The organism is Enterococcus hailinensis (assembly GCF_045862035.1).
Taxonomy (GTDB): domain Bacteria; phylum Bacillota; class Bacilli; order Lactobacillales; family Enterococcaceae; genus Enterococcus_A; species Enterococcus_A hailinensis.
In genome coordinates this window covers 62,483-79,516 of sequence record NZ_BAAFRV010000010.1, presented here as the reverse complement: position 1 = coordinate 79,516, position 17,034 = coordinate 62,483, and the positions used below count along the sequence as shown (strand labels likewise).

Here is a 17,034-nt window from a genome sequence, read left to right as displayed (position 1 = left end):
ACATCTATTTTTGGAATCATAATAGAATTTTATCCAAATTAGGGTATCTTTCGCCCGTCGATTACCGGTCAGCAAGATTAAATTGAGTTGCTCTTTTTATTTTGTATCAAAAAGTAGTTGCACTTCCAAAATCGGAAAAGCTCTTTTTTATTGATGTAAAACGTGACGAAATGTTTGTTCTAATACATCTAGAACGTGTTGATCATCAAGACTGTAAAGCATCGCTTTGCCATCTCGACGAGCCTTCACTAATCGATTGTCGCGTAATAGTTTTAACTGATGGGAAACGGCAGACTGTTCCATCATTAATGTTTCACTGATAGAAGAAACATTTCGTTCCCCTTCTTTTAAAAACATCAAAATTTTTAATCGTGTTGGATCACCCAAAATTTTAAAAAATTGACTGACCGCTTGAAAATCCTCGTGTTCCTTCATTTATAGCCCTCATTTACTCAGTGAGTTTGCGAATAGCGGCTTCATAAGCAGCAATTTTTTCAGTTGCAGCTTCATGTGAATCCCCTTTTACTCCGATATAAAATTTGATTTTTGGTTCGGTTCCAGAAGGACGAATCGCTAACCACGTTTCGTCAGCCAATGTATATTTCAATACATCTGAAGCTGGCATATCGATCGCTGATTCATTTCCTTTGGCATCGATCGTTTTGGATGCTTGGAAATCTTCTGTCATGACGACAGCTACATCAGCAAAAGATGTTGGTGCATCTTTGCGTAAATTCCCCATGATCGTTTTGATTTCTTCGGCACCTTTTTCACCACTCAATGTCACTGAAATTGTTTTTTCAGCGTAATAGCCGTATTCTTCAAAAATTTCTTGTAAGCCATCATAAAGTGTTTTTCCTTGTTTCTTATAATAAGCAGCTACTTCTGCTAATAGCACTAATGCTTGGATCGCATCTTTATCACGAACAAAAGATTTAATCAAATAGCCATAGCTTTCTTCAAAGCCAAACATGAAAGTTTGTGAATGATCATCTTCATATTGTTGGATTTTTTCAGCAATAAATTTAAATCCAGTCAACACATTGACCATTTTTACTTTATAAGCATCAGCAATCGTCGTTGCTAACTCACTAGAAACGATTGATTTTAGTACCACAGCATTTTCTGGTAATGTTCCCGCTTGCTTATGTGCTTCTAAAATATAGCGAATCATGATGGCTCCAATTTGGTTTCCAGTCAAGACTTCATAACGTCCATCGGGTAAGCGAACGGCTGCGCCTAAACGGTCAGCATCAGGGTCAGTCGCGATCAATAGATCAGCATCTTCTTTTTCACCTAACTTGATAGCATATTCAAAGGCAGAATGTTCTTCTGGATTCGGTGACTTCACAGTTGAAAAATCAGGATCAGCAATTGCTTGTTCTGGGACTAAGACGAATTTTTCAAAACCTGCTTGTTTTAATGCTTTTTCACCTAACATTTTCCCAGTTCCATGTAATGGTGTATAAACTAACTTAAGTTCTTTACCCATTTCATCGATCAGCGCTTGATTGATCGTTACTGATTTGATTTCTTTCAAATATTCTTGATCGACTTCTTCACCAATAATATTGATCAAACCGCTGTGTTTCACTTCTTCGTCTGATAGTACTGCTACTTCTAGAGGGTTTTCTACCTCACGAACGAATTTAGTCAATGCATCTGCATCTTCTGGAGGCATTTGCCCACCGTCTTCACCATAAACTTTATAGCCATTGTATTCAGCCGGATTATGCGAAGCCGTGATCATAATACCTGTGAAGGCATTTTCATAACGAACCGCAAAAGATAGTTCAGGAGTAGGTCGTAGACTTTCGAATACGAATGACGGAATATCATGTTTTGCTAATGTTTTTGCTGCTTCCATTGCAAATTCTGGTGACATATGACGTGAGTCATACGCAATCGCTACACCGCGACGTTTTGTCTCAGGATCTTGTGTATCCATGAAACGAGCCAATCCTTCTGTCGCTTGACGAATAGTGAAAATATTCATTCGGTTGACACCAGGACCTAAGATTCCACGCATCCCTGCCGTTCCAAATTCAAGTTGTTTATAAAACGCATCTTTCTTTAATTCTGGGTCGCTGTCTAAATCTTGTAATTCTTTACGCATTTTTTCATCTAATTTATCTGAGTCAATCCATTGTTCATAAACTTGTTCCCAAGACATGAAACACACCTCTTTCAAAATATTCTTACCTGTAAATTATACCATTACTGTTATATTCAGCAAAGAAAACATCTACAAATTAGATATTTTAAATTATTCTGCCGCTATTTTACTCAACTGCTTTGTTTTTTCAATAATTAAAAAGTGATTGATCAAAAAATATAGAAGCTAAGCCAAAAGTCTGTTTTGCTTTTGGTTTAGCTTCTAAAAATTAATTTTGTTCTTCGATGTATTTATATACTTGTTGTCCAGCGATTCCGCCTTCACCAACTGCGGTTGTGATTTGACGTAAATCTTTTTCACGCGCGTCCCCGATCGCAAAAACACCTGGAATTTTAGTTTTCATTTCGTTATCTGTTTCAATCCAGCCAGCTTCGTTTGTGATGCCGCTGTTTTTGAAAGGCTCTGTCAATGGTTCTAGGCCAACATAGATAAACGCACCGTCAGCAGGTTCAGTATGCACTTCATCTGTTTTTACATTACGGATTTGAGCACCAGTCACGACCATTTCATTACCAACGATCTCTTCAACTACACTGTCCCAAATAAATGAAATTTTTTCATTGGCAAAAGCACGATCTTGAATGATTTTTTGAGCCCGTAATTCGTCACGACGGTGAACGATCACGACTTCAGAAGCAAACCGTGTTAAATAAATCGCTTCTTCAACTGCTGAATCGCCTCCGCCAACAACGATCAATCGCGTGTTGCGGAAAAAGGCGCCATCACAGACTGCACAGTAGGAAACACCGCGACCCGCAAATGATTCTTCACCTGGAACACCTAGCTTGCGGTGCACACAGCCGGTTGCAATGATGATCGTTTTTGCTTGATAGCTTTTATCTTCTGTAATCACTTCTTTATAATCTCCGTGATCTTTTATATCTTGAACGATGCCATATGCATTTTCAGTACCAAATTTGGTTACTCCATCATACATTTTCATCGCTAGTTCTGGACCCATGATTGATTCGAATCCCGGATAGTTTTCTACTTCTGCGGTATTATTCATTTGACCACCAGGAGCACCTCGTTCAATTAAAAGGACTTTTAAATTCGAGCGTGAAGCATATAAGGCCGCGGTCATTCCTGCAGGACCTGCGCCGATAATTATTACATCATACATTTAGTCATTCCTCCGTTCCGCTTTACTTTACAACCAAGAATTTGTTCTGTCGACAAATCTGCTTACTAATTGTCAGTTATTGTTTTTCTGCTTATTTAATAGAAAAACAATTTGTTTTAATGAAAAATAGTTTTTTTATCTTGCTCTCTGCGATAAAAAAGAAGGGCAATCATCTAGACGATAATTGTCCTCTTGAGAATTATTTCTGGTTTTTCATTTGTTGCATCATTTGACGAACTTTTTTCTCAGAAGGTTTTTGACCCATAGACATCATCATTTGACGTAACATATCCTCGTTGATTGGAGGATTCTTTTTGAAATAGTCTTGCATATATTTACGTGCTAAGAAGAAACCACCAACAGCACCTAATAATACAGCGATAACTGCGATTAATACTACGATTCCAGTTGATACCATTTTCACCGCTCCTTTCCTGACACATTCTCATTCATTTTACTAAAAGATAACATAAAAGAAAAGTGCTTTTGAGAAACTTCAAGACTAGTTTAATGTTTTAACTTTTGCTTATTTTCCATTCAATTATTCCTTATATCTTTCTGCATTCATTCAATAAATAAGCATAATAATAAAATTACTTCAATTTATTTTAAATGATTGATGAAATAAGGATTAGAATATGCTAAAATGCTAACCAATATCTTCCTCACTGGTGGCTAAGTGGAGAGGTGTAAGAAATGAGAGATTTTTTGAGATCCGCTAATCGGATCGTGGTGAAAATCGGGACTAGTTCCTTGATTCACCCAAATGGCAAAATAAATTTTTCTGGTATCGATCAACTCGCCTTTGTATTGACAGACTTATCCAATCAAGGCAAAGAAATTATTTTAGTCTCTTCTGGCGCAATCGGTGTTGGAATGGACAAACTAAGAATCACTGAGCGTCCTAACCAAATCCCAGCACAGCAAGCTGTGGCTGCCGTTGGACAATCTGAATTAATGAATATCTATAATCAGCGTTTTTCAATATATAATCAACAAACTGCTCAAATTTTATTGACTCGTGACATCGTAGAATTTCCAGAGAGTCGCAAAAATGTAATCAACACATTGGAACAACTCTTAACAATGGGGGTGCTCCCTATTGTTAATGAAAACGATACTGTCGCGGTGGATGAGATGGATCACACGACCAAATTTGGTGATAATGATGAGTTATCCGCCATCGTAACGCAGCTTTTAGAGGCAGATCTTTTGATCATGTTAACTGATATCGACGGCTTTTATTCTGAAAATCCCCAAAAAAATAAAAATGCGGTGCTTTACTCTACAATTACTGCGATCGATCAAACACTGATGACGCAAGCTGGCGGCAAGGGCAGTCGCTTTGGGACAGGCGGAATGGCTAGTAAACTAAAAGCCGCCCAAAGAATTTTAGATGCAAAAAGTGCGATGGTGCTTGCTAGTAGCAAACCTCCAAAAATCATATTTGATATTTTAGCTGGCGCTGAAGTTGGAACCTTGTTTAAGGAGGATCATCATGGATAATTTAATGCAAATATTAGGTAAAAAAGCGAAGCGTGCGGCTCAACAACTTTCCCAATTAGAAACAAAGCGAAAAAATCAGTATCTATTAGCTTTAGCAGCAGAATTAGAGCAGCAAACTGCTTCGATTTTATCTGCAAACCGAATTGATGTCAAAAAAGCAAAAAATTATGGGATTGCCGATACGATGATTGATCGACTGCGCTTATCTGCTGAGCGAATCGCTGAAATGGCTGAAGGCGTTCGACAAGTAGCAGCCCTGCCTGATCCAATCGGTGTGGTTGAAAAAATGTGGCGAACGGACGACCAATTAATGATTGGTCAACAAAGGGTACCATTGGGAGTGATCGGAATTATTTTTGAATCACGGCCAAATGTCACAACTGATGCTGCTAGTCTCTGTTTTAAAGCTGGGAATGCGGTCATTTTACGCGGTGGTAAAGAAGCGTTTCATTCAAATCAAGCATTGGTGCATGTGATGCAAGAAACTTTGAGTAAATTCAAGCTCGATCCAGCGATGATTCAATTCGTTAATGACACTACTCATGAAGTTGCTAACGAAATGATGCGGGCATCCGATTATTTAGATGTTTTGATTCCTCGCGGCGGTGCGGGTCTGATTCAACGCGTAAAAAATACCGCGACAGTTCCTGTCATCGAGACTGGCACTGGCAATAATCATATCTATGTTGATGCTGAAGCTGACATAACTATGGCCATCAATATTGTCGTCAACGCTAAAACACAACGTCCCTCTGTTTGTAATGCCATCGAAACAGTCTTAGTTCATGAAGCGGTCGCCCCAACTTTTTTGCCCCATTTAGAACAGGCACTCGTTTCTAAAGTAGAACTCCGAGGTGATCCAAAAGCATTGGCTATTCTGACCAATGGCATCTCAGCGGTTGAAGCAGATTGGTCGACTGAATTTTTAGATTATATCTTAGCGGTCAAAGTCGTCAATTCGATCGATGAAGCGATCCAACATATCAACCATTACAACTCTAAACATTCTGAATCGATCATTACAGATAGCTATTCCAATGGACAAAAATTTTTGAATGAAGTTGATGCAGCCGCGGTTTACATCAATGCCTCTACCCGTTTTACCGATGGCTTTAAATTTGGTTTTGGGGCAGAAATCGGGATTTCGACTCAAAAATTACATGCGCGTGGACCAATGGGATTGGAACAGCTGACTTCCAGTAAATACATTATTTATGGAACTGGTCAAATCCGTGAATAATAAAAAACAGCACACATCCTTTCGGAAGTTGTGCTGTTTTTTTATTGTGCTTCAATTTTTGATAGCAATTCTGGATCAAATCTTTTTTCTTTCAGCATCGCAATTTCAAAACCATATGGAGGTTTTTGATTTTTCTTATCTTTACCAACATAAGGCGTTTCTAGAATTTTAGGCAGTTCGATTAATTTTTCGTGATGAGCGATCGCGCTTAATGCTTCAAAGCCGATTGTGCCAAAACCGATATTGGCATGCCGATCTTTGTGTGAACCCATTGGATTTTTTGAATCATTCAAATGAACGACTTTTAAACGTTCTAAACCAATCACTCGATCAAACTCAGCTAAGACACCATCAAAATCATCTTTTACATTATAGCCGGCATCGTTAGTATGGCAAGTGTCAAACGTTACTGAAAGTTTGTCATTCAAAGTTACGCCATCAATGATGTAGGCTAATTCTTCAAAGGTTTTCCCTAGCTCAGTTCCTTTACCGGCCATTGTTTCTAAAGCAATCTGCGCCCGTTGATCTGTAGTCAAAACTTCATTCAAACCTTTGATGATTTGATCCAACCCAGCTTTTTCTCCAGCTCCGACATGCGCACCTGGATGCAACGTGATCTGCATCGCACCTAATGCTTCAGCACGCATGATCTCATCTCGTAAAAATTGGACTGCGAAAGGAAACATTTCTGGTTTCTTTGTATTTCCTAGATTAATGATATAAGGTGCATGCATCACAATATTTGAAAGTCCCTGTTCAGCCATGAACTGTTCACCAGCCGGGATATTCATTTCTTCGACCTTTTTACGTCGCGTATTTTGTGGGGCACCGCTATAAATCATAAATGTTGATGCATGATAACTCGCTGCTTCTTGCGCAGCTCCTAACAACATTTCTTTTCCTTTCATACTTACATGAGAACCAATTAACATATAGACCTCCTAATAAATTTTATAAAAATAATAATAAGACTGTCATCAACGGCAAACTGATCAAAAAGCTCAACGAAGAAGTAAAACCTACAACTTCCTCCCGCATGCCAGCAGCAACGCTATTGATCACTCCAAAAGTTGGAATCGGTCCAACTGAAACCAAACATAAAACAGCTTTGATCATTGCCGGAAGTGGCAATACCATGAATAAAATAGCCATGATAATCCCGGCACCATATTTGATGCCTAAAATTCGTAGCACTAATGACAAGTCTTTTCTTGGTAAACGCAGTTCTAAAAATAAACCAATCATAAACATGGATAAAAAGGTATTGGCATTAGCAATCGGCTGCGTAAGTAAAAAAACAGCCGCAGGCAATTCAACATGAAACATTCGCAAACTCAACATGATCAAATAGCAAAGAAACGGCACTGATCTGATCAAGCGATCAAACACTTTTTTGGGGCTAGGCTCGCCCGCCTGGTTGCCGCTGATTCCTTCAGCGACGACATTCGATCCGCCCGCCAACATAATACTATTTCCAATATCTAAAAACGATAAGATGGGAATGGCTAGCGGCATGAAACTTTGAACAAAAGGTATCCCAAAATTTCCGATATTATAGCCTGACACGCTATACATCACAAATTCTCGCTCCACTTGATCTTGCTTTTTGGATAAAAAAGATCCTAAGAGGATCATAAATAAATTCAATCCTATTCCCGCGACAATCAATAAAAGCAGTTGATTCTTAACAATCAAGGCTTGTAAATTTACGATGATCGCAGCTGGTAAAGTCACATTCACTACGATTTTGGAGATCATTGAGCCGTCTGCTTTAGTCAAAACGTTCATCCGTTTCGTGAGATAACCTATCAGTATAATAACAAATAACCCTAACGAATTTAATAAAACTGCTCCCATACTTCTCCTCCCATCTTTAAATCGCTTTCTTCTCATAACATAGAAAAGGCTAAATCATTCGATTTAGCCTTTCTTACTAGAATTGTAAAACAAAATATTTTTTCTTACCGCGACGAACAACGATATATTCATCAGCTAGTTTATCTTGATCACTTAATGTATACGCAACATCTTGGATTCGATCACCATTGATATAGATTGCTCCATTCGTGATATCTTCTCGTGCTTGACGTTTTGATTTTTCAATTCCAGCTGTTAGTAAGATTTCAACAAGATTCAAATCATCTTCAGCACCAACTTGATAGTTCGGCACATTTTTGAAGCCTTGTTTGATTTCTTCAGCATTCAATTTTTTTACTTCTCCACTGAATAATGCCGCAGAAATATTTACCGCTTGATCATAAGCTTCAGCACCATGTACAAGCGTTGTAACTTCTTTAGCCAACGCTTTTTGAGCCGCGCGTTGTTCAGGAGCTGCTGCAAATTCTGCTTCAATAGCTTGGATTTCTTCTAAACTCAAGAAAGTAAAGTATTTCAAGAATTTGATAGCATCACGATCATCAGTATTGATCCAGAATTGATAAAATTCATAAGGAGATGTTTTTTCAGGATCTAACCAGACAGCATTTCCTTCGGTCTTACCAAATTTAGTACCATCCGCTTTTGTGATCAACGGCATCGTCAATCCAAAGGCTTGTTTGCCTTCTTCGCGACGGATCAATTCGATTCCTGAAGTGATATTTCCCCATTGATCGCTTCCGCCTAATTGTAAAAGACAGCCATAGCGACGATTCAATTCATAAAAATCATATGCTTGTAATAATTGGTAAGCAAATTCCGTGTAAGAAATACCTGATTCGATTCGACGTTTGACACTTTCTTTACTCATCATATAGTTGATCGTAAAGTTTTTACCGACATCACGTAAGAAATCGATCATTTTCAATTCGCCTAGCCATTCATAGTTGTTTGCAACGATGGCTGGATTTTCTTTGTTCTCAAAATCAATAATACCTGAAAGTTGGTTCTTGATGCTTTGTGACCAGTTTTGGACCGTGTCCAATGTATTTAATTGACGCTCGGCATCTTTGAATGATGGATCACCGATCATTCCAGTACCGCCACCAACTAAAGCAATTGGTACATGTCCGTTTTGTTGGAAACGACGTAAAGTCAAAATTGGTAATAAATGACCAATATGCAAGCTGTCCGCTGTTGGGTCAAAGCCAATATATAGTTTTACAGACTCTTCATTTAATTGTTTTTCTAGGGCTGCTTCGTCTGTTACTTGAAAAATCAAACCACGGTCTTTTAGTTCTTGGAAAAAGTCTGAACTCATTTTTTATCCTCCTAAATAATTGTAAGTCTAGCTTTTAAAACTAGTCTATGCTCATTACGCATAAGTTTTCTGCGATGATTCATACTTTCTCATATTAACCGAAAAAACGATGAAATAAAAGCTATTCGCTGGAAATATTATAAGTTCTCCTAGAAGAATTTATGATTGTTCTAAAAATATTTACGCTCTTTTACGCACTTCTTTTTATTTTAGTTAACATTTATTTGAAGTTTTGATTACAAAGACGTCACGACCTTGTTAATAGAAGTAAATATTTGCTATAATTCAACAGATAATTAAAATGAATAGAATTTAATGAGGTGGACTTTTTGGCTCACAAAAAGAAAATAAAGAAACAAGGAAAAAAGCGTAACAAGAACAAATCAAGAGCAGGTCTCGGTGGTCCTTTCGCTTTAAACGTTTCCTTACGAGTGATTCAGACAATGTTGATCGGTTTTATCGTCGTGCTTTTCTTGGGTGGTATGTTAGCCTTAGGTATTGGTGCAGGTTACTTTGCTCATTTAGTAGAAGGAACAAGTGTTTTAACTAAGACCGAGATTCAGCAAAAAGTTGGTGATGTAACAGAATCCTCTAAATTGCTTTATGCTGACAGTCAGGAATTAGCAACGATCCAATCTGACCCAATCAGAGAAAAAGTAGATTCGAATGAGATTTCACCTTGGGTCAAAAAAGCATTAGTTGCAACAGAGGATGAAAATTTTTATAAACATCACGGTGTCGTACCAAAAGCAGTTGTGCGTGCCTTGTTAGCTGAAATCGTTGGTTTTGGCGCAGGTTCTGGTGGTTCAACTCTGACGCAACAGCTGATCAAACAACAAGTATTGACCAATGAAACATCGTTCAAACGAAAAGCCAATGAAATCGTCCTCGCCTTAGATTTAGAAAAATATCTCAGCAAAGATGAAATCTTAACTGCGTATTTGAACATCTCTCCTTTTGGCCGAAACAATAAAGGTCAAAATATTGCTGGTGTTGAAGAAGCCGCTGTCGGAATCTTTGGTGTTCATGCTAAAGATTTGAATTTAGCACAATCAGCTTTCATCGCAGGGTTGCCACAAAGTCCGATCGTCTACAGTCCTTATACAAATACTGGAGATTTGAAACAAGATTATTCGTATGGGATGGCCCGTAAAGATGATGTGCTTTTCAATATGTATCGCGAACAAGTAATCACAAAAAAAGAATATGAAGACGCTAAGAAATATGATTTAGCAAAAGATTTCCAAGGACGTCAAGATGTTGAAGTTCAACAACACGGCTTCCTTTACTATACCGTTTATAATGAAGCAATCAATATCATCGCGAAACAACAAGCTAAAGATGATGGTATCAGCGATGCTGAGTATAAAAAAGATGGTGTAAGTACACGTTACGTCGAACAAGCAAAAGTAAAAATGCAAAATCAAGGGTTGACTGTGAAATCAACGATCGACAAAAATATTTACGATGCTATGCAACTTGGAGTTGCTGAGTATGGTCAATATCTAGATGATGGTTCTGGCGAAACGGTCGAGACAGGTTCCGTCTTAATGGATAACAGCACCGGACGAATTTATGGTTTCGTTGGTAGTCGTGATTATACGACCAACCAAAATAACCACGCCTTTGATACGTCTCGTCAAGCTGGTTCTTCAATCAAACCTGTTTTAGTTTATGGTCCTGCGATTGATCAAGGGTTATTAGGTAGCGAATCCCGCATCGCCGATTTCCCGATGAAGTATCAGCACGGTGAACATGCTGGTAAAGCTTTAGAAAATGCTGAAAATAAAGGTTCTAAAACTTTCCAAACAGCACGTGAAGCGTTAACCGAATCAACAAATATCACGGCGTACCATGTTTATCAAGATATGCTTTCTAAAAAAGGTTCTGATCAATATGCTTACGAAAATTATTTGAAGAAAATGAACTACCCTTCATCTGATACTTGGGGCGTTGAATCTGCACCATTAGGAACGACAAATGTTTCAACAATGACCGAAGTCAACGGCTTCCAAACTCTAGCAAATGGTGGAACTTATGAACAAGGTTATTTGATCGATTCGATCACTGACAGCACAGGTAAAGAAATCTATAAACATAAAGATAATCCTGTCCAAGTTTATTCAAAAGCTACTGCATCAATCATGAATGATATGATGCGCAGCGTAATCACAGAACAAAAAACCACGCCATTCAAATCTATTTTAAGTGGTGTTAATTATCAATTGAGCACCGCTGATTGGGTCGGTAAAACTGGGACGACCGATAACTATGCCGATAACTGGTTGATCGTTTCTACACCAACGATTACCTTAGGTTCTTGGACTGGTCGCGATGATAACCAACCAATGGCTGATGGCGCTGGTACACGTACAGCAAATTATATGGCTTACCTTGCTGGAAGAATTTATCAAGTCAATCCAACTATCTTTGGAACAAGCGAGAAATTCGAATTATCCGATGATGTGAAACAAGTCAAAGTAGCTGACTTTACTGGATTGAAAGCTGGAAAAGTCACTCATAATGGTACAACGTATCAAGTACCAAGTGGTGAGACAACTTCTCTATGGGCAAAAGACGGTCCAGTAGATAATACCTACGAATTTGGGATTGGTGGTACAGACGCTGATTACAAAACTTATTGGAATACTAGAAATAAAAGTAGTTCTAAAGCCAAAACAACTGACAATGAAGATCAAGACGACGCTGATTAATCATTACAAAAGACCTCTCAACATTGAGAGGTCTTTTTTTTTATCTTCTTGTGATCCATTCTTTTTTTTGCTATCCTTGCGAAAGATAATTAGATCGTTAAACTATGAGGAGGAAAATTAAATGTCATTTGAAGAAATATTACCTAAACTAAAGCAAGGTGCCAAAATTATTCGTGCAGGTTGGAGCGGTTTTGAATTGTATGTAACATTGGTTGAGGACGAAGTTTTTGATGGTTCACCAGTGACTCCTTATTTTTTGATCAAAACAGCAGATGAAGGTTTTTCAAGTTTCGCCCCAACTGTGTGTGATATTTTAGCAAATGACTGGAAAATTGTTGAATGATTACGGCAGACTTTACCAATAAAATAGTTTTCATCACTGGAGCTTCTTCAGGTATTGGCGCAGCTCAAGCAAAAAAATTTCTAACAGCTAATGCTTTTGTTTTTGCCTTTGATATCCAGTCGATCGATTCTTCAGCTTTTTCGACGGAATTTCCAGGACACTTTGCCTGTTTTACAGGTGATATCAAAAATGAAACCCACTTAAAAGTAGCCATTGATCACTGCCATCAAACCTTCGGCACGATTGATATCCTATTGAATACAGCAGGTATTTTAGACGATTATCTCACCTTGGCTGAAACAGATGAAGCCTTATGGGAACGAGTTTTGAACACCAATCTTAAAGGGATGTTTTTACTCACAAAATTATTATTACCCGAACTGTTAGCCAATAAAGGAACCGTGATCAATATGGCTTCGATTGCAGGTCTCGTTGCAGGCGGCGGCGGGATCGCTTATACAACTAGCAAGCATGCCATTATTGGTTTTACAAAACAACTAGCGCTGGATTATGCTGAGCAAGGATTGCATGTTAATGCTCTGGCGCCCGGATCCATCAATACACCAATGAACCAAGCTGATTTTTCTGGTGATGGAGCAATGGCAAAATGGGTCGCAAATGAGACTCCTGTCAAACGCTGGGCTACACCAAATGAAGTCGCTCAAGCCACTTTATTTTTAGCAAGTGATGAAGCCCGGTACATGCAAGGAATTGTTTTACCGATCGATGGCGGTTGGCTTTTGAAATAAAACCATTACTCATTTCGCTTCAGCAATAAAAAAAAAAGCTGGGACAAAAGTATTTCTACTTTAGTCTCAGCTTTTTTCTAGCAATAAATCGCTAGTGATTGATAAGGTTTTAATACGATCTGCTCTGCTATTTTTTGTTCATCATAATTACTGATCAAAATTTTTCCAGCTAAAAATTCTTTTGGTATTTCAATCGTGGTTTCTGTTGGGAAGAAATTATTTAGGACCAGTAAACGACGATCTTCAAGACGTCGGATATAGCCATAAACTTGTTGATCTGTTGAAGCAAATGCTTCATAACTTCCTTTAGCAATCACAGGATAGTCTTTTCTTAGTTGAATCAACTTTTGATAGTAGCTAAAGATCGATCCTTCATTGAGTTCTTTTTCGACATTGATTTCAGGAACTGATTTCCCTACACTGATCCACGGCTCTACTTCAGAAAAACCACCATATTGCTCAGCTGTCCATTGAACCGGAATCCTAGAGTTATCACGCGATTTGCTTTTAACAATTTCAAACGCTTCTTGTGGTTTTTTCCCTGCATTCAAAAGTTCTTGATACGCGTTTAAGCTTTCGATATCGATGTATTGATCCATCGAATCAAAATCTGGATCGATCATACCAATCTCTTCCCCCATGTAAATATAGGGAGTTCCTCGATTAAGATGGATCATGCTGGCTAGCATTTTAGCCCCTACAACTCGATGTTCTTTACCCTCAATAAAACGATTAATCGCACGTGGTTGATCATGATTGTTCCAGAACAAAGCATTCCAGCCTTGCTCCTCACTCATTTGTGTTCCCCACGTATGGAAAAGCTCTTTTAATTTTTCAAAATCAAATGGCGCTTGCGTCCATTTTTTCCCATCTTCATAATCCACTTTTAAATGATGGAAATTGAATGTCATCGTTAATTCTTCACGCTCTGCATTTGTGTATAACACACAATTTTCAATCGTAGTAGAACTCATCTCCCCCACCGTAACGATCTCGGGATCTTTGCCAAAAGTCGCACGATTCATCATCTGGATATATTCATGATTGATCGGGCGATCTGTATAGGCTGGTTTTCCATCGTCTTGTGGACAATCTTTCAAGACTTCATCTTTTCCGATTACATTGATCACATCAAATCGGAAACCTTTGATTCCCTTGTCCATCCAAAAGTGTAATACATCAAACAGCTCTTCCCGTACTTCTGGATTTCGCCAATCCAAATCGGCTTGAGTCACATCATAAAGATGCAAATAATATTTCCCTGTGTCTCCAAACGGTGCCCAGGCATTCCCGCCAAATTTTGAGACCCAATCCGTAGGTTCATCTCTTAAGATAAAGTAATCTTGATATTTTTTATCGCCCGCTAAAGCTTTTTGGAACCATTCGTGTTCGATTGAGACATGATTGAAAACCATGTCCAACATGATCTCGATCCCATGAGCTTTAGCGGTTTTAATCAACGTATCGAAATCCTCCATCGTACCAAACATTGGATTGATTGCTGTGTAGTCTGCAACATCATACCCGTTGTCTTTTTGCGGACTTTTATAGATTGGACTTAACCAAATCATATCGATTCCTAATTTTTCTAAATATGGAATTTTTTGTGTGATCCCTTGAAGATCCCCCATCCCATCTCGATTAGTGTCCATGAATGATTTTGGATAGATCTGATAGATTACTTGCTCTTTAAAACTCATTGTGTCCTCCAACTTCTCTCTATAACTCAGTAGCTACTAAGATTTTTTCTGCATTTGTGACCGGTGCTTCTTCAATCAATGAGTCCACTTGATAATCCGTAGAATTTGTCACGATGATCGGTGTTTGAACATCATACCCGGCAGCTTTAATCGCGTCGATATCAAACTCCATTAACAATTGACCCTTTTTCACTGTATCACCTTGCTTAATATGGCTCGTGAAATATTGCCCATCTAATTTTACAGTATCGATTCCAATATGTATCAATACTTCTGTTCCTTCATTACTAACCAGTCCAATCGCATGTTTGGTCGGGAAAAGCAAACTGATATGACCATCAAACGGTGCAACTAATTTTCCTTCGCTAGGCTCGATGATTGCTCCTTGACCCATCATGCCTTCTGCAAAAACTGGATCTTTTGCTTTGCTTAACGGCTGAATTAATCCTGTGATCGGTGCAAATAATTCTACAATAGCCCCTGTTTTTTTAGTTGTTTCATTATCTAATGACGGAACATTGTCTTCTTCAATACGATCGATTTTATTGAATAAGCCGACTTTGCGGAAGGCTAATGTCAAGATGAATGGAACAACGATCGCGATCAACATACCGATTCCAAAAATCAAATAGTCTTGTGGACGAATTGCTAAGATTCCAGGTAGGCCCCCAACACCGATTGATAACGCACGAACTTTGAATAAAGTAACGAATAGACCTGCAATCCCACTACCGATCATTGCGGCAATAAATGGATAAGTATATTTCAAATTGATCCCGAACATCGCCGGCTCAGTTACACCTAACCATGCTGAAATAACCGATGGAATCGAAACTTGTTCTTCTTTTTTATTTCCACGGTGAGCAAAGACGATTGCAAGAACTGCGGCACCTTGGGCAATATTTGATAAACAAATCATCGGCCATAAATTGGTTGAACCAAAATCAGCGATTAACTGTGAATCAATTGCTAAAGTTGTATGGTGCAAACCTGTAATTACTAATGGTGAATACAGAGCTCCAAAAATACCGCCGAATAACCAGCTAAAGCTTGAAGTCAAACCTGCATTTACGACTGCCGAAATAGCTGTCCCGATTTTCCAACCGATTGGTCCTAAAATAAGATGTGCGGCTAAGATCGTCGGAATTAATGAGAAGAATGGAACAAAAATCATTGATACAGCTTCAGGAATACGTTTACGGAAAAAGCGTTCCAAGTAAACTAATAAGAAACCTGCCAACATTGCTGGAATGACTTGAGCTTGATAACCAATTTTGTCAATGGTGAAAAAACCAAAATTCCAAGTCCAATCTTTTGCGATTTCTGCTGCTGTCGTACCATTTACTGCATACGCATTCAACAATTGTGGAGAAACTAAAGTAATTCCGAGAACAATTCCGAGAATCTCAGTTGCTCCCATCTTACGAGCGATGCTCCAAGTGATCCCTACTGGTAAGAAGTGAAAGATCGCTTCACCTGGTAACCATAAGAAACTATTCACTCCGTCCCAAAATTGTGATGCTTGAACAATCGTTTGACCATCTAACCAACCCATTGGTACAGCTTCTAAAATATTACGGAAACCTAAAATCAAACCGCCGACGATGATTGCTGGTAACAATGGCGTAAAAATTTCTGCTAATACAGTAATTGCCCGTTGGACCGGATTTTGATTTTGTTTTGCAGCTGACTTCGCCGCTTCTTTAGAAACGCCTTTTACACCAGAAATATCCGCAAATTCATTATAAAAAGTAGCAACATCGTTCCCAATAATTACTTGGAACTGACCTGCGTTGGTAAACATACCTTTTACACTTGGGATATCTTCAATTTGTTTTTCGTCTGCTTTTTTTGGATCATTCAAAACAAACCGCATCCGCGTAGCACAATGTGTAACGGCTGAAATATTTTCTTTGCCACCGATGGCTGCTAGCAGATCTTTTGAATCCTTTTCATATTTTCCCATCTTTTTTCCCTCCGAATAAATTAACTTGTATGGATAAGTTCAATTAATATGTTTACTATAAAGTTTTTCCGAACCTTTGTAAACCGCTTACATTTAAACGTTTTCTATTTTTATCATTTTTTTTTAGTCTTGATGAAGAATAACGAACTTTATAAACTAAAAGGTAGTCTTGTTATAACAAACAGGTTGGTATATTACCCAACAAGTTATGCTTAAAATAAAAGTTTTCTCATTTATTTTTTCAGATAAATCAATTCTATATTTTACTTGCTGATTTTTTCTTTGTATAATTGAACTACTTATACGGATAAGTTTGGAGGA

At 38.3% G+C, this 17,034-nt stretch carries 15 protein-coding genes; 6 read left to right on the top strand and 9 right to left on the bottom strand.

Annotated features, from left to right (window positions below; genetic code table 11):
* The first annotated feature begins 2 nt into the window (after positions 1-2).
* Complete coding sequence (locus ACKTSC_RS08860; protein ID WP_407855995.1) at positions 3-86, top strand: IS3 family transposase; 84 nt, start codon at positions 3-5, stop codon at positions 84-86.
* A gap of 61 nt (positions 87-147) precedes the next feature.
* On the opposite strand, the gene ACKTSC_RS08855 is transcribed toward ACKTSC_RS08860, so the two are convergent.
* The 4 genes from ACKTSC_RS08855 to ACKTSC_RS08840 all read right to left on the bottom strand — a co-directional run bounded on the left by ACKTSC_RS08855 (position 148) and on the right by ACKTSC_RS08840 (position 3,717).
* Positions 148-435 carry an ArsR/SmtB family transcription factor gene (locus ACKTSC_RS08855; RefSeq protein WP_407855470.1) on the bottom strand — a complete coding sequence of 96 codons (288 nt, stop codon included), beginning with the start codon at positions 433-435 and terminating at the stop codon, positions 148-150.
* Between the two features lie 13 nt (positions 436-448).
* Positions 449-2,173 carry a phospho-sugar mutase gene (locus tag ACKTSC_RS08850; protein WP_407857389.1) on the bottom strand — a complete coding sequence of 575 codons (1,725 nt, stop codon included), beginning with the start codon at positions 2,171-2,173 and terminating at the stop codon, positions 449-451.
* A 211-nt stretch (positions 2,174-2,384) separates the two neighbouring features.
* On the bottom strand, positions 2,385-3,299 hold the full coding sequence (trxB, locus tag ACKTSC_RS08845; RefSeq protein WP_407857388.1) for a thioredoxin-disulfide reductase: 915 nt from the start codon (positions 3,297-3,299) through the stop codon (positions 2,385-2,387).
* Positions 3,300-3,498: 199 nt separating this feature from the next.
* On the bottom strand, positions 3,499-3,717 hold the full coding sequence (locus ACKTSC_RS08840; RefSeq protein WP_071857550.1) for a YneF family protein: 219 nt from the start codon (positions 3,715-3,717) through the stop codon (positions 3,499-3,501).
* 278 nt (positions 3,718-3,995) lie between these two features.
* On the opposite strand from ACKTSC_RS08840, the gene proB reads away from it, so the two are divergent.
* A complete protein-coding gene (proB, locus tag ACKTSC_RS08835) occupies positions 3,996-4,805 on the top strand; it encodes a glutamate 5-kinase (RefSeq protein ID WP_332581124.1) in 810 nt (269 codons plus the stop codon).
* Complete coding sequence (locus ACKTSC_RS08830; protein WP_407857387.1) at positions 4,798-6,045, top strand: glutamate-5-semialdehyde dehydrogenase; 1,248 nt, start codon at positions 4,798-4,800, stop codon at positions 6,043-6,045. The genes proB and ACKTSC_RS08830 overlap by 8 nt, the downstream gene beginning before the upstream one ends.
* Positions 6,046-6,086: 41 nt before the next feature.
* On the opposite strand, the gene ACKTSC_RS08825 is transcribed toward ACKTSC_RS08830, so the two are convergent.
* From ACKTSC_RS08825 to tyrS, 3 genes are all read right to left on the bottom strand, one after another.
* Positions 6,087-6,977 (bottom strand): deoxyribonuclease IV, encoded by an 891-nt coding sequence (locus ACKTSC_RS08825; protein ID WP_407857386.1) that lies wholly within the window; start codon positions 6,975-6,977, stop codon positions 6,087-6,089.
* A gap of 19 nt (positions 6,978-6,996) precedes the next feature.
* On the bottom strand, positions 6,997-7,902 hold the full coding sequence (locus ACKTSC_RS08820) for an AEC family transporter (protein ID WP_407857385.1): 906 nt from the start codon (positions 7,900-7,902) through the stop codon (positions 6,997-6,999).
* Positions 7,903-7,978: 76 nt separating this feature from the next.
* Complete coding sequence (gene tyrS / locus ACKTSC_RS08815) at positions 7,979-9,241, bottom strand: tyrosine--tRNA ligase (protein ID WP_332581120.1); 1,263 nt, start codon at positions 9,239-9,241, stop codon at positions 7,979-7,981.
* Between the two features lie 329 nt (positions 9,242-9,570).
* Between tyrS and ACKTSC_RS08810 the strand changes: the two genes are divergently transcribed.
* From ACKTSC_RS08810 to ACKTSC_RS08800, 3 genes are all read left to right on the top strand, one after another.
* Positions 9,571-11,955: a transglycosylase domain-containing protein gene (locus ACKTSC_RS08810; protein ID WP_332653671.1), complete on the top strand. Its 2,385-nt coding sequence runs from the start codon at positions 9,571-9,573 to the stop codon at positions 11,953-11,955.
* A gap of 121 nt (positions 11,956-12,076) precedes the next feature.
* Positions 12,077-12,298, top strand: coding sequence for a DUF2829 domain-containing protein (locus ACKTSC_RS08805; RefSeq protein WP_332581449.1), 222 nt, complete (start codon positions 12,077-12,079; stop codon positions 12,296-12,298).
* On the top strand, positions 12,295-13,047 hold the full coding sequence (locus ACKTSC_RS08800; RefSeq protein ID WP_407857384.1) for a 3-oxoacyl-ACP reductase: 753 nt from the start codon (positions 12,295-12,297) through the stop codon (positions 13,045-13,047). Before ACKTSC_RS08805 ends, ACKTSC_RS08800 begins: the two co-directional genes overlap by 4 nt.
* Positions 13,048-13,124: 77 nt before the next feature.
* Here ACKTSC_RS08800 and treC read toward each other — a convergent pair whose 3' ends face one another.
* Together treC and treP are read right to left on the bottom strand one after the other, a co-directional pair.
* The gene (gene treC / locus ACKTSC_RS08795; RefSeq protein WP_407857383.1) at positions 13,125-14,747 is read right to left on the bottom strand and encodes an alpha,alpha-phosphotrehalase; all 1,623 of its coding nucleotides are present in this window, start codon (positions 14,745-14,747) and stop codon (positions 13,125-13,127) included.
* Positions 14,748-14,766: 19 nt separating this feature from the next.
* Entirely contained in the window at positions 14,767-16,713 is a 1,947-nt protein-coding gene (treP, locus tag ACKTSC_RS08790) for a PTS system trehalose-specific EIIBC component (RefSeq protein WP_407857382.1), read from the bottom strand.
* Positions 16,714-17,034: the final 321 nt, after the last annotated feature.

Bases quoted from the DNA above. Each gene is read 5' to 3' on its own strand.
- ACKTSC_RS08855 (WP_407855470.1), bottom strand. From the start codon at position 435: ATGAAGGAACACGAGGATTTTCAAGCGGTCAGTCAATTTTTTAAAATT.
- ACKTSC_RS08850 (WP_407857389.1), bottom strand. From the start codon at position 2,173: ATGTCTTGGGAACAAGTTTATGAACAATGGATTGACTCAGATAAATTA.
- trxB (WP_407857388.1), bottom strand. From the start codon at position 3,299: ATGTATGATGTAATAATTATCGGCGCAGGTCCTGCAGGAATGACCGCG.
- ACKTSC_RS08840 (WP_071857550.1), bottom strand. From the start codon at position 3,717: ATGGTATCAACTGGAATCGTAGTATTAATCGCAGTTATCGCTGTATTA.
- proB (WP_332581124.1), top strand. From the start codon at position 3,996: ATGAGAGATTTTTTGAGATCCGCTAATCGGATCGTGGTGAAAATCGGG.
- ACKTSC_RS08830 (WP_407857387.1), top strand. From the start codon at position 4,798: ATGGATAATTTAATGCAAATATTAGGTAAAAAAGCGAAGCGTGCGGCT.
- ACKTSC_RS08825 (WP_407857386.1), bottom strand. From the start codon at position 6,977: ATGTTAATTGGTTCTCATGTAAGTATGAAAGGAAAAGAAATGTTGTTA.
- ACKTSC_RS08820 (WP_407857385.1), bottom strand. From the start codon at position 7,902: ATGGGAGCAGTTTTATTAAATTCGTTAGGGTTATTTGTTATTATACTG.
- tyrS (WP_332581120.1), bottom strand. From the start codon at position 9,241: ATGAGTTCAGACTTTTTCCAAGAACTAAAAGACCGTGGTTTGATTTTT.
- ACKTSC_RS08805 (WP_332581449.1), top strand. From the start codon at position 12,077: ATGTCATTTGAAGAAATATTACCTAAACTAAAGCAAGGTGCCAAAATT.
- ACKTSC_RS08800 (WP_407857384.1), top strand. From the start codon at position 12,295: ATGATTACGGCAGACTTTACCAATAAAATAGTTTTCATCACTGGAGCT.
- treC (WP_407857383.1), bottom strand. From the start codon at position 14,747: ATGAGTTTTAAAGAGCAAGTAATCTATCAGATCTATCCAAAATCATTC.
- treP (WP_407857382.1), bottom strand. From the start codon at position 16,713: ATGGGAAAATATGAAAAGGATTCAAAAGATCTGCTAGCAGCCATCGGT.